The following is a 14,521-nucleotide window of genomic DNA, read 5'->3' as shown; positions in this document are numbered from 1 at the left end:
ACAACAAGGATGATGAACTGACTACAGCGCCGCACGGTAGATCGCGGCAAAGTCCGCCTCGGTCACGGGACGGGGATTGAAATTGGCCGTCCACTGCTTGGCCGCACCTGCCGCCAGGCCTGGAACATCCGCCTCGGTCACTCCCAGTTCAGCAAGCCGGACACTGAGGCCTGCGGCACGCAGCCAGTGCTGCACCTGCTCTGGCAAATGCTCGCCGTAGGCGGCGTAGATGCTCGCGATCTCAGAACGCTCCGAATTAAAACGGATGACGTGCGGAAGCATAAGCCCCACCGCCTGACCGTGCACGGTGCCGAACTTGGCGGTCAGGGGATTGGCACAGGAATGCGCCGCGCCAAGCATGGAGTTCTCAATGGCTGTGCCGGCAAAGGCTGCACCCAACAACATAAATGAACGAGCCTCCTGATCGGTGGGAGATTCCAGCACGCGGTCAAATCCCGCCCGCAGATAGCGGAAGGATTCGAGAGAATACAGCGCCGAGACCGGGTTGCGCTTGGTGGTCACCGCCGTTTCCAGGGCATGCGCAATGGCATCGATGCCTGTGACGGCCGTGACCTTGTGCGGTTGTGAAATCGTGAGTTCCGGATCAAGGATGGCCACCCGGGCCGCAGCCTTGGGATCGCCACAGGCCATCTTGACGTGCGTTTCCTCGTCCGAGATCAACGCGAAACTCTGGCACTCACTGCCGGTGCCGGAGGTGGTGGGAATCGCGATCAAAGGCAGCATCGGCTGGGTGGCCTTGCCCACGCCCCAGTAGTCCTGCATGCGCCCTCCATTGGTGAAGATGAAGTTGCAGCCCTTGGCGGTGTCCATGCTGCTGCCTCCACCCAGCCCCACCAGAATGTCGGCCCGGAAGTCCCGCGCCACGGCCACACACTCATCCACATCCCGCGTCGAGGGGTTTTCATGCACCTGGTCAAAGAGCTGCGTCTCCAGTCCGGCCGCCTGCAGCGACTGCATGGCCCGTGCGGCGTGGCCCGCCTTCACAATGCCGGAATCAGAAACCACCAGCACCCGGCTCCCTCCCAGATCTGAGGCCAGGGCACCGAGCTTCTCCAGGGTGCCCGCACCAAACACCAGACGGGTGCGGGGATGATGATCAAACGCGTTCAAATCGGTCACGGCGGGTTGGTTTTATGCTTGGGATTTGCAAGGTCACGCGGGCAGGCCGGAGCCTGCGTCCACCCCCATGAGGAGGGTGGACGGCTCTATTCGGTCAATTCTCTCAATCGCGGCCGGGTTCAGGCCACCTCAATGGAACGGCGCTTGTAGAGGAACTCGAACATGTTCCCTTCATGCGGCTGGTTCCATGAAATTCTCATCGTGGAAATGGGGCCGATGTTGAGGCGTTCGATAAGCGGCGAATCAAGAAGTTGTTCCTTGAACTGCGGATCCTTCGTGATGGCGGTGACCACCAGCGAGGGTCCGATCTGGGCGAGCATGTCCGCCTGGGGCACCTGCACGACGCTGGCAAAGGGACACATGTACTCCCGGTTGCTCAAGGGGTGCTGGAAGGAATTGCAGTGCACGATGGTGGGACGCATGTACACCCCGCCATTGAACTCGGCCTTGCGCGGACCGTTCCGATACTTCGCCGTGACGTCCTCCGCACCGGGCTCCTTGAGCCCCTGCTCAATGGCAGCGTCAATGAACTCCGCCATCTTGGGGTTGGCGAAGCCGGAGAGCCGGGCGTTGGGATCATCAGACGCCAGCGGGGCCACCGGCCCCAGTTTCTGAGCAAGGGCATCCGCGATTTCAGCCGCATACTTGGGCACCACCACCGCAGAGGCGTTGATGCAGGAGCGGCCCCCGTTCTCGGAGATGGAGCTGGCAATGACGTCCAGGAACTCCGGCCAGCGCTCGATCTCATCTTCACCGATGAGGATCTTGCTGAAGCCCGGACCGTGGCATTCGAACTTTGGATTGTCCTTGTACTGGGCGACCGTATTGGCGTCACCAAAGATGAGCGCGCGTCCGCAGAGTTTCATCACCTCCCCCGAACCTTCGTGGTCCGTGGGATAGAAGCCAAAGGCCAGCGCAGGAGCACCGGCGGCGATGAAGGCCTGAATGAGCCGATAGGGCGTCCAGGGTTCCTCGCGGCCCGGCTTGATGATGACCGGAGTCTTCAGCGCGATGGCGGGCAGCCACAGGGAATTCACCGCCGGGGAGTTGCTGGGCATGACCAGCCCCAGCGCGTTCGTGGTCGGATAATAGCTGACGGGGCAGCCTGCCTGCTCACCATAGCCCACGTCGATCACCTTCGTGTCGAGACCGCGGGTCAGGCCGTTCAGCACCGTCCGCATGTTCGTGAGGGAATCGGCCACCTTGGCCATGTTTCGTTTCACCATCACATGGGGCAGGCCGCTGGTACGGCTGAGCGTCTCCATGTACTGCTGCGGCGTCTGCGTGTGCCCCTGGTCGCCCAGCGGCAGCTCGCCATTCAGGAAAAGATCAGCAGCCTTGGCGCAGATGGCGATCAGCTCATCCACAGTGAATTTGCGCAACGATTCGCGGGCCTCACCGATGCGGTTGAGATCACGACGCAGGATACCAGCGTTCACCTGGCTCACGGTGGCCAGGACTTCACCCGTGCGGTGGTCCTTGACCTCCACTTTTTCCAGACTCTCGTAAGGCGCGCCTTTGCGCAGGGCGGGAAGATGGGGAATGCTCATCTGAAGGATTAGTACACGCCCTCCACGATCTTGTTTTCCATGGCACCGAAGGGGCGCACTTCAGCCACCCCATCCCATTCATAGGGCGCACGTGGCTTGCGACGGAGGGCCTCATCACGCTCCAGGAAGCGCGGCATGAAGAACTCCTTCGTCAGCGTGGTGAGCTCCACACGCCCCCAGGTGTCATACTCCACGGTTTCATCCGTATTGGTGGGGTTCACCACGCGCAGCACGGCGCGTGGCTGCGGCGCATAGTACGTGATGGAGAACTTGTCTTCCGGCAGCAGCGGCACGCTGGCCGCCAGTCCCATAAGCGTGTTCCCATAGGTGGGGTAGAATCCGACGCGGTTTTCCAGCACTTCTTCCACGATGAAACGCACGTACTGGGGCAGCATGGTGGTGCCGCCGCAGAAGACGCCGCGGATGCCAGCGGCGAAGATGTCCACTTTCTCCGCCAGGGCTTCGAGCAGTTTCGGCGTGGTGAAGAGACCACTCACCTTGCGGTGCTTGAGGATCGTCGCCGCCTGGTCCACCACGTGGTCCATGTACTGGCGGGCCACGTCGAACTGCTTGTTCGAGATGAGCTTCTTCACGAAGCGGGGGTCGAGATCGATGAAATAGCAGGAGGAACCGCGCACGTTGGCGAGATGTTCAATCGCGAGCCGCAGACGTCGGGGGCCGGTGGGGCCCATCATGAGCCAGGCTCCGCCACGGGGGAAGTGCTCATCGCTGATCTTCTCCGAGAACTCGCTGTAGTCCGTCTTGTAGTCCTCCCAGCCGATGCGCTGCTTGGGCATGCCCGTGGTGCCACCCGTCTCAAAGATGTTGAAGGGGCGGCCTTTGTAGGCGGCGGGCACCCAGACTTCCGGCTGCAGGTCACGGAGCCATTCATCCTGGAAGTGCGGGAACTTCTTCATGTCCCCGATGGTCTGGATCTCCTGGCGGGGGTCGAAGTTCTTGGAGGCCCACTCCAGCCAAAACGGGCAGCCGGTCTCGGGAGAAAAGTGCCACTGGATGATTTCGCGGAGGTGGGAGTCGAGTCGTTCTTGAGCGGTCATGGTCGGTCTGTCTGAGAATGGAGGATCGGTCAGGGCGCGCAAACCAAAAAACGGACAGGCCGGGGGATGCCAGCCTGTCCGCGTGAGAGCCTGACAGGTGCAGTGTTAGTTCTTGGCCATACCCTGGGCGCCTTCTTTGAAGGCGTAGAGGTGTGTATGAGTGGTCACGTAGAGGACGCCATTGGCGGCCACTGGTGTGCCCATCACCGGGGACGGGAATTCGACGGAGCCGAGTTCTTTCATCTCCTTGCCCTCGGCAAGGATGAAGAGTTCACCCTCTTCATTGCCAATGTACACCTTGCCGTCTGCCACGAGGGGGCTGCCCCAGATGTGGCCTTTGGTGTCGAACTTCCAGTACTCCTTGCCGGTTTTGGCATCTAGGCAGAAGAGGCGGCCGGTGTAATCACCCACATAGATGAGGCCGTCCTTGATGGCCGGGGTGCTGATGGAGCGCTCGATGCCCTTGAAGGTCCACACGGCCTTGCCGGAGATGTCACCGGTCTGGGTCGGGTCAATGCAGCTGAACATGCCCAGGCCCTCGCCGTGCTCCGGGTCCTGGCCAATGGGCACATAGACCAGACCATCATAGTACACCGGGGTGGAGATGATCTCGCTGGGGCCGTCAAACTCCGCGTACTTGCGGGGTTTGCCGCTTTCGTCTTTGCGGTACTCCGGCGGGTTGGCGTCATAGCGCCAGTATTCCTTGAGCAGGTTCAGCCCTTCTTCATTGGCCTTGGTCTCAGGAGCCAGACCGTAGATCCAGCCATCACCCGCGGCGAAGACGATCTGCTGCTGACCTTTGACATTGGCCTCAATGGCGGAGGACCAGGAAGCGTGAAGCACACGGGCACTCGTCTCTGCGCTCTGTTCCCCAAGCAGTTCACCCGTGTTGGCGTCCAGCATGATGAAGCTCGGCGCATTCGGAGCCGGGATGTTCGTGTGGGTCCAGTCCACCCCATTGCAGGTGGCGACGAACACCTTGTCCCCCACAACGAGCGGGTAACCGGAGGTGGCGTTGTGCTGGAACACGCCCAGTTCCTTGTACATGTCATACACCCAGAGGATATCCATGTCCTTGGCCCCGGGAGCCACTTCTACGGGCTTCCCGTCAGGCCCCGGAGAAGCCATGAACGCGGCTTCGTCCTGCATGCCCTGGTTGCCGTTGGCCATCCCATCCACATCGAAGCAGATGATCTGGCAGCGGTTGCCGGGGACGTAGCCCTTCTTGCCCACGATGGTGGGCGAAGCGCAGACGCCCAAGTACTCCCAGTCGTTCACCTTGCCGGTGCCCATCTTCGGGCTGACCATCTGGTAGAGGAACTTGCCCGTCTTTTCTTCGAAGACCATCACAATGCCCCTGTCTCCGATGTGCGCCGGATTGCGGGGACTCTCGTTGTTCGTGCCCACGAAGACTTTGCCGTCGGCAATGACCGGCGTGCCGTAGGTCTGGGAGCCCAGCTTGGCCACCCAGAGACAGTTCTTGGTGGTGCTGATGTCAATGTCCTCCGCTCCAGGGGCCGTGTTGGCCTCCTGGGCATCGGGACGCAGACGCCCGGCAATCTTGGGTGCCGCCTTTGGACCCAGCTTCTTCCCGGGTGCCATCTCCACCGGCAGGCCGGTTTCGGGGGACACCATGTTTCGCGAGTTCACACCGCCCCACTGGGGCCAGTCAGCAGCGTGCAGCCCCGCCACTGCAAAGGCAGCGGTAAGGAGGGTCAGAGTTTGCTTCTTCATAGGTAGGCTAAATTACGTTGGATCAACGTCCGGCGTACGGCCCGGAGTTATTTGTTGGAGATGACGGAGATGTTGTCCAGATAGGCGCGCTTCTGGTTGAGCGGAGTGAAGCTGAAGATCCCAGGGGCACCTTGCTTGTGCACCATGGAGACCGGCACTTCGATCGACCAGGCTTCGGGCTCCGGCTGGCCTTTTTCCCAGGCCTTGGCTTTGACCACACCACTCCCATCAGCGTTGGAATCCACGCGTGTCTTCAGCGTGTACCACTTGTTGGCGATGATCTTGTACGGCACCACTTCCTTCAGGCGCTCCAGGTTGGAGCTCACTTCCAACTGGCCGGCGTTGCCGCGCAGCACGATGGAGTAGCGCTGGTTGATCAGACCAATGTCCGACTTCACGCGGGCGCTGCCGTCCGTGAGCACATCGGCCTGTAGCGTGTAGTTGGAAAGGTTGCTGGGCGCGATGAACGTCGTGGCGCGCTGGAAGAGGATGCGGTCAAAGGTCTTCGCAAAAACCTTCTCACCATTCAGCTCACGCACGTCAAACTTGAAGCGGGCTCCGATCCAGGGGAGCGGCGGGTACGAGAACTTGATGTGCTCGGTGGGCTGCTCTTCGTGCAGATCCACTTCGTTGAAGGTCATGTTGATGGGCAGGCCCTGGAGCACCCGACCACGGATGGTGCCGAAGATGCCGCCTTCACCTGTGGCCTTGAAAGCACCAGCCGAGAGCTTTGCCTCAGGAGCGGCCACCAGTTCACCCGCTTCATTGAAGGTGGCGTCCATGGAGCTTTTAACCTTCGCGGTCGGGGGGATGAAGCTCTCCCACTTGGCGTTCTTCACCTCACCCACTACGAAGCCGTTGGCATCCGTACTGCGGACACGGAAGGTCTGCTTGTGCCCCGGAGTGAGCACCACTTCGGCTGGAATGATTTGCAAGGCTTTGGCAGGACCGGCCTTCGGCACCTCAGCCACCGGGGTCTTGTCCCAGGTGATGCCCTTGTTCTCAATCTGGAAGCAATAGAACTTGGCTGTGGTGTGGACATACACCTGACCGTCAAACACGACTGGCGTACCGAGGCACTGGCCTTCCAGCTTCACCTCCGAGACGATTTCCGCATCCTTCTCACCGGGCTTGAGCACCACGAGACGACCATCAAGGAGGGCTGCGAAAATCCAGCCATTGGCGTAGGAAAGTGAGGCATGCACGTTGGCGGTGGACATCTTCTTGGTCCACTCGATCTCGCCGGTATCGGCGTTCACGGCGTTGAGCACGCCAGTATCATCCATCTGATACACCTGATTGCCCACGATGATGGGTGAGCCATTGCTGCTGCCAATGTGGTTGCGCCAATTTTCTATTTTGGCCGTCTCCAGCACGGTGGTTTCAGCACCCGGGGCCGCAGGGGCCAGGGTTTCAGGAAGCTTGATGGAGGCGAGGCGCCCCTTCTCCGTAGAGTCCACGTTTTCATCCCCATGCACGGAGATGAGGTTGCCCTTGTAGAGCAGCACCGAGGCATTCACTCCGTTCTTGCACGCCTGCCAGCGCCAGAGTGGTTTGCCGTTGCGGGCGTTGACACACACAATGTTGCCGCAACCCGTGCCGCTGTAGAACACCCGCTTGCCATCCCTCGTCTCAAACACCGGGGTGGAAAACGAACTGTCCACCGGCGGGATTACGCCAGGAGTGCTCCACCACACGAGTTCCCCCGTGAGCTTGTCATAGGCGTAAAAGCGGTCTGCAGCGGGACCGTCCGCACCCCAGTTGGAGGTGATGCCGTGAATAATGACCAGATCCCCTTCGATGACCGGAGTCCCCACACGGGAGTTGGGAAAGCTCAATCGGCCATAGTCCTCCATGGTGGAGATCCGCCACTGCTCCTTCCCCTCAAAATCAAAGCACACAAAAATGCCATAATGGGTAATGAGGTAAACCCGCTTGGTCACAGGATCCACCGCAGGGGCTCCGATGGAATAGCGGTCATAAACCGTGTCACTCAGGAAATCCTTGAACTCATGCTCCCAGAGAGCCTTGCCCGTCTTGGCATCCATGCAGGTGAGGGTCTCCACCAACTCCTTGTCCTTGCCCTTGTAACCCCAGGAAAAGACCTTCCCGTCCGCGATCACCGGGGCACCGCGACCGTTGGAATCATGCACCCAGAGAGGCGTCGTGTTCAGTTTGCCCTGCTTGTAGTGCTCCAGGGAAACACCGGTTTGCAGCGGACCCCGCCAAACGGCCCACTGATGGGCCTCCTTCGTTTCGGCAGCCGGGGAGGTGCCTCCGGGTATCAAAGCTGCAACGGCCAGCAGACCGTAAAGGCGTGTGAGAGTAAGCATGGGAAGTTGTGGGATGGGCAGAGGGCGAATCGACGGGGGACTTTCTACAGACTGCAAGTCGGGACGAAGTACCTGTCTCCTGCACGATGATGCCAGCACGGGCGGGGCGATGGAACGCCTCCCAGAGCTGAAATCTATCAGGCAGAGACTTGGCAGTCAGTGCCAAAGTGAGCCTTGGAAATCCGTGCGTTCACACCGTCTCCATCGGTCAGTTTGGACACTTTTTGGACGGAAACATTAGGTTTCCCTTATCTGCCAAAGATGGCATGCATCTATGTCAATCGGAAAAATAATAAAATATACTCCCTCCATCGCCGACTCTCGGTTCGCATAAATGATAAAGCGAACCTGTTTTTGAAAAAGTGACCTGTTAGGATTGACGCCCCCTCAAAAGATTTTAAGATTCCCTTGTTCTGCGGACTCCAAGTTTGGCAGGCCGATTGGGCGCAGCCTGGTTTGCTGTTTCCTTTCGTTCCGATCCTCGTATTGGTTGCTGGATCGCTGGCTCTCCGGTCGAAAGGCCGGAGAGCCTCTCTTTTTTCTGGCCTGGGAGGCCGGAAAAATCTGACCCCCGGCATCGTAGGGTGACCGCCCTGGTTCTCAGCCGCCACTCAACGTAAACTCGCCGAAAGCTCACCCACGTGGAGAGGCTCGGCCCCCTTTGGGCTCGACCGCACCCCGAGGTGGGCTTGCTGACCGCGAGGAGCAGCATCAATCATCCCAGGCTCACAACGTTGCCTTGGGGTACAGGTGCGCCAGGATCACTGTCCCCAGCTCCACGACCAAGGTCTCCATCTCTTCATTCAGGCTGCTCACCCCCACGTCGCGCTTGGAGGAGCGCATCCAAACGGCGTCCACCTTGTCTTTGAGCGCCTCGACGATGACCGACACTTCCTGCTGCCAGTGCGCAGGGCGAGGATCGCGCTTCCAGGCCCCGCGCCCCCTCCCGAAGTGGGCCACCGCCAGGTAGCTGAGCAGAGCCAGCTTCACCTGCTCCCGGAAATGTTCCTTGGACCAATGCAGCTTGTTGTCATCTCCACGGACGAGGTGGTAGCTTTTAATCAGCGCGTACGCTCCCAGACCTCCGCTGATGCCGCCGATCAAGGCACCACCGCCAAAGGTCAGCCCGCCTGCCTTGAGGTCCACCACGAGCCCCGCAAGGGCTCCAGAGGCGATACCGCTCAGCGCTCCCCAAACCGCCGCCTCCACATGCTGTGGGGTGGAAAAATCCTGCCGGGCGGCCTTGATCATCTCACCTTCCCCATCCGCACCTTCCAGGTCGTGGAGGGCGATGAGTTCGTTCATGGTCTGTTCCGCCCGGGCGGCGAGGGACTGGCTGAGCTTCTGGCGGGCTTCGCTCCATTCGGATTCGATTTGCCCCCGCTGAAAGCCAAGTTTCTGCAAAAAGCTCTCCGGCTTGACGCTGACACCGTCCAAAGCGTTCGCTGTCAACTGATGCGCCAGAGCCCGCATCGAGCGGCGGAAGACCTCCTGGTTGCGGCGGGACCAGGCCCTCTCGATCTCGGCAAAGGTCTCCTGCCTCTCTTCCGGCAAGACCTCGGCCAGAGTGTCCAGAAGCTCCCCCTCCTGCACCCAGCATCGGGAAAAGGCGTCCATGTTCAGAACCGCTTTCACGATCGGGAATTTCTCCAGGTGGGACTTCCACACCTTCTCCTCTGCAGCCTCTTCTTCTGAAGGGCGCGGGGCCCCCGTCTGGTTGAGGAGCACCAGAACCGGCTTGTCCAGCCAGCCCAGAATCTCCATCTCTGGCTCCACGAAGGTGCCGCCAGCGAGGCTCTCGCTCGCATTCACCAGATACAGCACCACGTCGGCATCCTCACGCACGTTGCGCAAGGCCTGCTGGCTGCACCAGAGCGGCATGTCCGTGAAGCGGTCCCACATCTGGGTGAAAAACCACGCCAAAGGCCGCTCCATGCGCTGGAGCCGCTTGAGAAGCCGGGACGAATCGCCAAATCCAGGCGTGTCCCAAAGGACAAGCGTCGCGTCGTCCGCCTCCATGAGGGTGTAGGAGGTATTGTAGAGCGTGACGTGGGCAGCGTCCCGCACCTCCCCCACATCCCGACGCAGGAGGGTGCGCGCCAGCGTCGTCTTGCCGGCGTTGGTGTGAGAGATAAGGCTGAGGGTGATGGTCTTCGGCACGGCGCTTGTGTCTTTGTCCAAAGTCGGAATTCTGGCTGCTGCAAGGGGATTCATCAAACCCAGTTCACATTGAGGCCCTGCATCACGGCCCGCCAGGACTGGGCTTTGTCCGCGAGACGCTTTTCTCCATCTGCAAATCCGGACCAGCGCTTCCTCAGATCGGCGTCATCCAGGGCGACGGAGAGAAACACCGGGGATGATTTGTCGTTCTTCATGCGATTCAGGAGCGCCTCCACGAGCCAGCGCTGCACTTCCTCCTCCGGGACGGACGCCATGTTGAAGACAAGCAGGCATCGTGCCCCGGTGGGGGGCAGGGTGGCAACAAAATCCGCCTCCGCCCCCACGGGAACACTGTGGTAGTCAATCTCCCCAACGTCCCGCCACTGCTGATGAGCCAGCTGCCGCCAGCGATTGCGCGCCGCTCCGTCGTGGGCCAGCCCATGGGTCAATACCATTGCCCCATCCCCCACCCCTGGCACCACCGATCGCAGACGGTGGGCGTAGGCCTGCCAGTCGGAGGAGTTGACTTCCGCATCCGAAATGCGCGTGACGCGGAATCTCTCCAGCAACACCAGCAGAGCGCGGGGAACAATCACGAGCAGCCCCAGGGTCGCCGCATAGAGATGGATCCATGGCAGGGCCTCACCCGGGGCCGGGGCAGCGGCATCCGCCCGACGATGCATCTGGGGAAGCTGTTCCAGAGGTATCGCATTCCCCGTCACCGCGGCGGCCGGAGCAAAAAGGATGGAAAAGAACTTCTGCGCCCCTCGCTCGTTCAGCAGGGTGCTCTCCCACACCGCCCGGTATTCTTTGGACCAGCCGCGGGCATACATCCCGGACACACTGCCCAGCGCCAGCAGCGCCGCACCGATGTGAAACCACGCCCGGAAGCGCAGGTAAAAACGCCGTAACGCTGGCGCAGAGGTTAATGCCATGAAGCGCTGCAACCCTATGCCCGCCGGGGTGCTGGCGGGATCCGCCTCCACCGGCAGACGGTCGATCTTGGAGACCAGCTTCTGCGTCCAGGCTGGGGCCGCCCCCTTCGACACCGGCAGCAGACTGAGCACCACCACGACAAGGTTCCACACGATGATGCCGATCAGCGGGAGTGAGAGCAGGTTGATCTCGCTCTCCTGCCCGAGCGCAGCAAGCCACCAACCCACGAGGAAGGCAATGATCCAGCCCGTGGTCACGAGCCAGCGCGGCAGGGAGGGCGGGGTCAACCGCGATCCCCAGCCCGGCTGGAGTGCCCGCCCAGCCAGGAGCTTCGCACGGCGCACCAACAGCTGGCCTACGCTCACATCCCCTTTTCGGACCACTTCCTGGGTGACCGCCCGCAGCGCATCATCACTCCAGATCTGCCCGTCGCGATCCGTCTCTTCGACGGCCCGCACCCGGGCAACTTGAACAAACTCTTTCCAGGTCATGTTTATTTGGCGATCACCCCCAATGCAGCATTCCAACGCTCAACCATGCCGGAATCGGATGTCCCGGATGGTCCCGCTGCCAAACCTTTCCTGCAATTTCCGCAACAGTCCCCCTTTTTCCATCATGAGCGTGTGGTGAATGGCCGGCTGCAGCACCCGCAGCGTCAAAACGCCGCGCTTGATGCCATCAGGGGCCGTGTGCCGGGAGATAAACTCTCCCACAATCTCCTGCCAGGCGGCCGCCACATCATCTTCACGGAGCTGTTCGTCCAGCTTCCACTCTTTCAGGATGGACGGGATGAGCTGCCCCACATCCACGGTGGGGAGTTCATTCAACGGCTCCCCTTCGAGTCCCCGCCACTTCGTGATGAGGTCGTGTCGGAGCCGCTGCTGTCGCGTCGCGTAGCGCATGGCAGACCATACCCGCAGACCGAGCCTTTTGCGCAATAAAAAATCACGCCCCCTTTTCGAAGGCGTGATGGGAAAAAATCAATCTGAGGCAAAGAGACTGCCTGCAGGCGATGAAAGCTTATTCGCCGTCGTCGCCGATGGCCTCCACCGGGCAGCCCGCCATCGCTTCTTCACAGAGGCGAAGCTCTTCCTCGCTCTCGGGCTGCTTGTGCACGAAGCTGTGGCCACCGTCGTCATCACGGGTGAAGTTGGCAGGGGCCGTTTCACGGCACAGATCGCAGTCAATGCACTGGTCATCCACGTAGTATTTGCCCGTGGTGTTCTGCGGATACTTGTTGCCAACGTCTGCCATGTTTGATGAGAAGTTTAAGTCGGCCGCAAAATACCGTTGCCCGCCCCCCTTTCAAACCTTTTTTTGAAAATCAGGGCAAACCGCGCTTTGTTGCACCCCCGGAACGTTCTGTCTTCCAGACTTCCCTTACCCCACATCATGTCCACCACACCCTTTCCCGCCGCCCCCCCTGCCTCCGTAGTAAAGCCCCTCGTTCCCGTGGAGGGCCTCCACGTGGTGCACCTGTTCTACACGATTGATCACGGCCTCTGGCGCATGATGAGCGATGACGAGCAGCGCGAAGCCAAGACCCGCTTCACAGAGCTGATCCAGACCATCCGCTCCCATCCCCGCACACAGCTCCTCACCTTCAGCGTCGCCACGCCCAAGGCTGACCTCGGGTTCATGCTGCTCACGCCGGACCTTCAGGACGCAAACCGCTTCGAGAAAGAACTCACACTGTCTCTGGGTGCCGATGTCCTCCAGCCGACCTACAGCTACCTTTCCATGACGGAACTGAGCGAGTACGCCACCTCAGAGGAGGAGTACAAGCAGCAGCTCGTGAAGGAACTCCAGTCCCAACAGGAACACGGCACAGAGATGGTGCTGAACCCCAATGACCTGGACAGCACCAACACCCTCGACCTCCGCCTGGCGGAATGGCGCGCCCGCATGGCCAAGTACAACGAGGACCGCCTCTACCCGAACATGGCCGACTGGCCGGTGGTCTGTTTCTACCCCATGAGCAAGCGCCGCAACGACGTGAACAACTGGTACGACCTCTCCAGCGACGCGCGCAAGGAGCTCATGCTGGGCCACGCCCGCATCGGCCGCCAGTGGCATGGCAAGGTGCGCCAGCTCATCACTGGCTCCACCGGTCTGGATCTCATGGAGTGGGGCGTCACGCTGCTGGCTCACGACACCTACCACATCAAGGGCATCGTCTATCAGATGCGGTTCGATGAGGTAAGCTCCAAGTACGCCGAGTTCGGGGACTTCTACATCGGCATGCAACTGCCTCTGGACGAGCTCCTGCGCCGCGTCCAGCTCGCCTGATCGGATCTCTTCCGTTCTCCCTTCTCATCAGCCTTCCGTCTCCTCCCCTCAGTATCCGCACGATTCAATGAGCCTCACCACGACCTCTCTCACCATTGCCGGCCGCACCTTCCGCTCCCGGCTCATGCTTGGCACCGGCAAGTTCTCCTCTGGCGAACTCATGCGGGATGCCCTGGCCTCCAGCGGGTGTGAGATCGTCACCGTGGCCCTGCGTCGTGCGGACCTGACGGGAAAGAAGGACCCCTTTGCCAACATCCTGGACTACATTCCCCAGGATCGTTATCTCCTGCTACCCAACACCAGCGGTGCCATGAACGCAGAGGAGGCCGTGCGCCTGGCCCGCCTCGCCGTCGCCGCCGGCCTGCCCAACTGGGTGAAGCTGGAGATCCATCCCGATCCCCGCTACCTCCTGCCAGATCCCGTGGAGACCTTCAAGGCCGCAGAGATCCTCGTCAAAGAAGGCTTCACCGTCCTGCCCTACATCAATGCTGACCCCGTCCTGGCCAAGCGCCTGCAGGACATCGGCACCGCCACCGTGATGCCCTTGGGCTCCCCCATCGGCTCTCATCAGGGCATCACCACCCGCCGCCAGATCGAGATCATCATCGAGCAGGCCACCGTCCCGGTGGTGGTGGACGCCGGCATCGGCGTGCCCAGCCACGCTGCCGAAGCCATGGAAATGGGTGCCGACGCCGTCCTGGTGAACACCGCCATCGCCGTCGCCGCTGATCCCGTCCGCATGGGCCTGGCCTTCCACGCCGCCGTGGAAGCCGGCCGCGCCGCCTATGAGATTGGCATCGCCAATGCCACCGAGAACGCCTCAGCCACGAGCCCGCTGGCAGCGTTCTTGGGCACAGCGGGCTGATGAAGCGACCGTAGTGCAGACTGGCAGTCTGCTGTGCCGCCGATTGGCAATCGGCTCAGTCGCTGCATGACCAAAGGTTGAAGAGCCTATTGGTCTGCCAACGCTCTGCACTAGATCGTGACCGCCCCAACTCCTTCGGAGCAGGTGTCTCAATCCCCCCCACCCGACGCAGGCTCGCTGGAAGCTCGCGAATGGGGGTCTTTTTGCCATCTCCTCTTAGACAATCACGCCTCCCTCCAAGAAGCGGCTGCCGCAACTGGGCTACCCTTTGGCCACTTTGCTCTTGGCGGGGCTGGCGCTGCATCCACAACTGCTCCCGCAGCTCCCCGCCGCCTTCCGCTTGCGCCCCTTCAGGGCACGCGTCAGAAAGATCGCCACCGTGGCCAGGACAATCGCCCCGGCCGCCCAGGATTGGAGTTCTGCATTCATGGTCTGTGTTTGCAATACGCAGCCGAG

12 protein-coding genes are annotated in these 14,521 nt (G+C 61.1%); 2 read left to right on the top strand and 10 right to left on the bottom strand.

Annotated features, from left to right (window positions below; translation table 11 throughout):
• Window positions 1–21: 21 nt before the first annotated feature.
• The 9 genes from VSP_RS07970 to VSP_RS07930 form a co-directional block, all read right to left on the bottom strand.
• A complete protein-coding gene (locus VSP_RS07970) occupies window positions 22–1,140 on the bottom strand; it encodes an iron-containing alcohol dehydrogenase (RefSeq protein ID WP_009959890.1) in 1,119 nt (372 codons plus the stop codon).
• A 119-nt stretch (window positions 1,141–1,259) separates the two neighbouring features.
• Window positions 1,260–2,690 (bottom strand): aldehyde dehydrogenase family protein, encoded by a 1,431-nt coding sequence (locus VSP_RS07965; RefSeq protein ID WP_009959889.1) that lies wholly within the window; start codon window positions 2,688–2,690, stop codon window positions 1,260–1,262.
• Window positions 2,691–2,698: 8 nt separating this feature from the next.
• Window positions 2,699–3,748, bottom strand: a complete 1,050-nt coding sequence (locus VSP_RS07960; RefSeq protein WP_009959888.1) for a hypothetical protein — start codon at window positions 3,746–3,748, stop codon at window positions 2,699–2,701.
• A gap of 105 nt (window positions 3,749–3,853) precedes the next feature.
• Entirely contained in the window at window positions 3,854–5,482 is a 1,629-nt protein-coding gene (locus VSP_RS07955) for a PQQ-binding-like beta-propeller repeat protein (RefSeq protein WP_009959887.1), read from the bottom strand.
• Between the two features lie 47 nt (window positions 5,483–5,529).
• On the bottom strand, window positions 5,530–7,815 hold the full coding sequence (locus tag VSP_RS07950; RefSeq protein ID WP_009959886.1) for an outer membrane protein assembly factor BamB family protein: 2,286 nt from the start codon (window positions 7,813–7,815) through the stop codon (window positions 5,530–5,532).
• Between the two features lie 726 nt (window positions 7,816–8,541).
• A complete protein-coding gene (locus VSP_RS34485; RefSeq protein ID WP_009959885.1) occupies window positions 8,542–10,029 on the bottom strand; it encodes a DUF3482 domain-containing protein in 1,488 nt (495 codons plus the stop codon).
• The gene (locus VSP_RS07940; RefSeq protein ID WP_009959883.1) at window positions 10,029–11,402 is read right to left on the bottom strand and encodes a DUF2868 domain-containing protein; all 1,374 of its coding nucleotides are present in this window, start codon (window positions 11,400–11,402) and stop codon (window positions 10,029–10,031) included. Before VSP_RS07940 ends, VSP_RS34485 begins: the two co-directional genes overlap by 1 nt.
• Before the next feature lie 39 nt (window positions 11,403–11,441).
• Window positions 11,442–11,813, bottom strand: a complete 372-nt coding sequence (locus VSP_RS34480) for a DciA family protein (protein WP_009959881.1) — start codon at window positions 11,811–11,813, stop codon at window positions 11,442–11,444.
• A gap of 118 nt (window positions 11,814–11,931) precedes the next feature.
• A complete protein-coding gene (locus tag VSP_RS07930; RefSeq protein ID WP_009959880.1) occupies window positions 11,932–12,165 on the bottom strand; it encodes a ferredoxin in 234 nt (77 codons plus the stop codon).
• A gap of 138 nt (window positions 12,166–12,303) precedes the next feature.
• Between VSP_RS07930 and hemQ the strand changes: the two genes are divergently transcribed.
• Window positions 12,304–13,200 (top strand): hydrogen peroxide-dependent heme synthase, encoded by an 897-nt coding sequence (gene hemQ / locus VSP_RS07925; protein ID WP_009959879.1) that lies wholly within the window; start codon window positions 12,304–12,306, stop codon window positions 13,198–13,200.
• A 67-nt stretch (window positions 13,201–13,267) separates the two neighbouring features.
• Entirely contained in the window at window positions 13,268–14,065 is a 798-nt protein-coding gene (locus tag VSP_RS07920; RefSeq protein ID WP_009959878.1) for a thiazole synthase, read from the top strand.
• A gap of 261 nt (window positions 14,066–14,326) precedes the next feature.
• Here VSP_RS07920 and VSP_RS42950 read toward each other — a convergent pair whose 3' ends face one another.
• On the bottom strand, window positions 14,327–14,494 hold the full coding sequence (locus VSP_RS42950; protein WP_009959877.1) for a hypothetical protein: 168 nt from the start codon (window positions 14,492–14,494) through the stop codon (window positions 14,327–14,329).
• Window positions 14,495–14,521: the final 27 nt, after the last annotated feature.

The organism is Verrucomicrobium spinosum DSM 4136 = JCM 18804, from assembly GCF_000172155.1.
Classification (GTDB): Bacteria; Verrucomicrobiota; Verrucomicrobiia; order Verrucomicrobiales; family Verrucomicrobiaceae; genus Verrucomicrobium; species Verrucomicrobium spinosum.
Note: the sequence above shows the minus strand (reverse complement) of the source record. Positions and strands in the feature narration are given on the sequence as shown.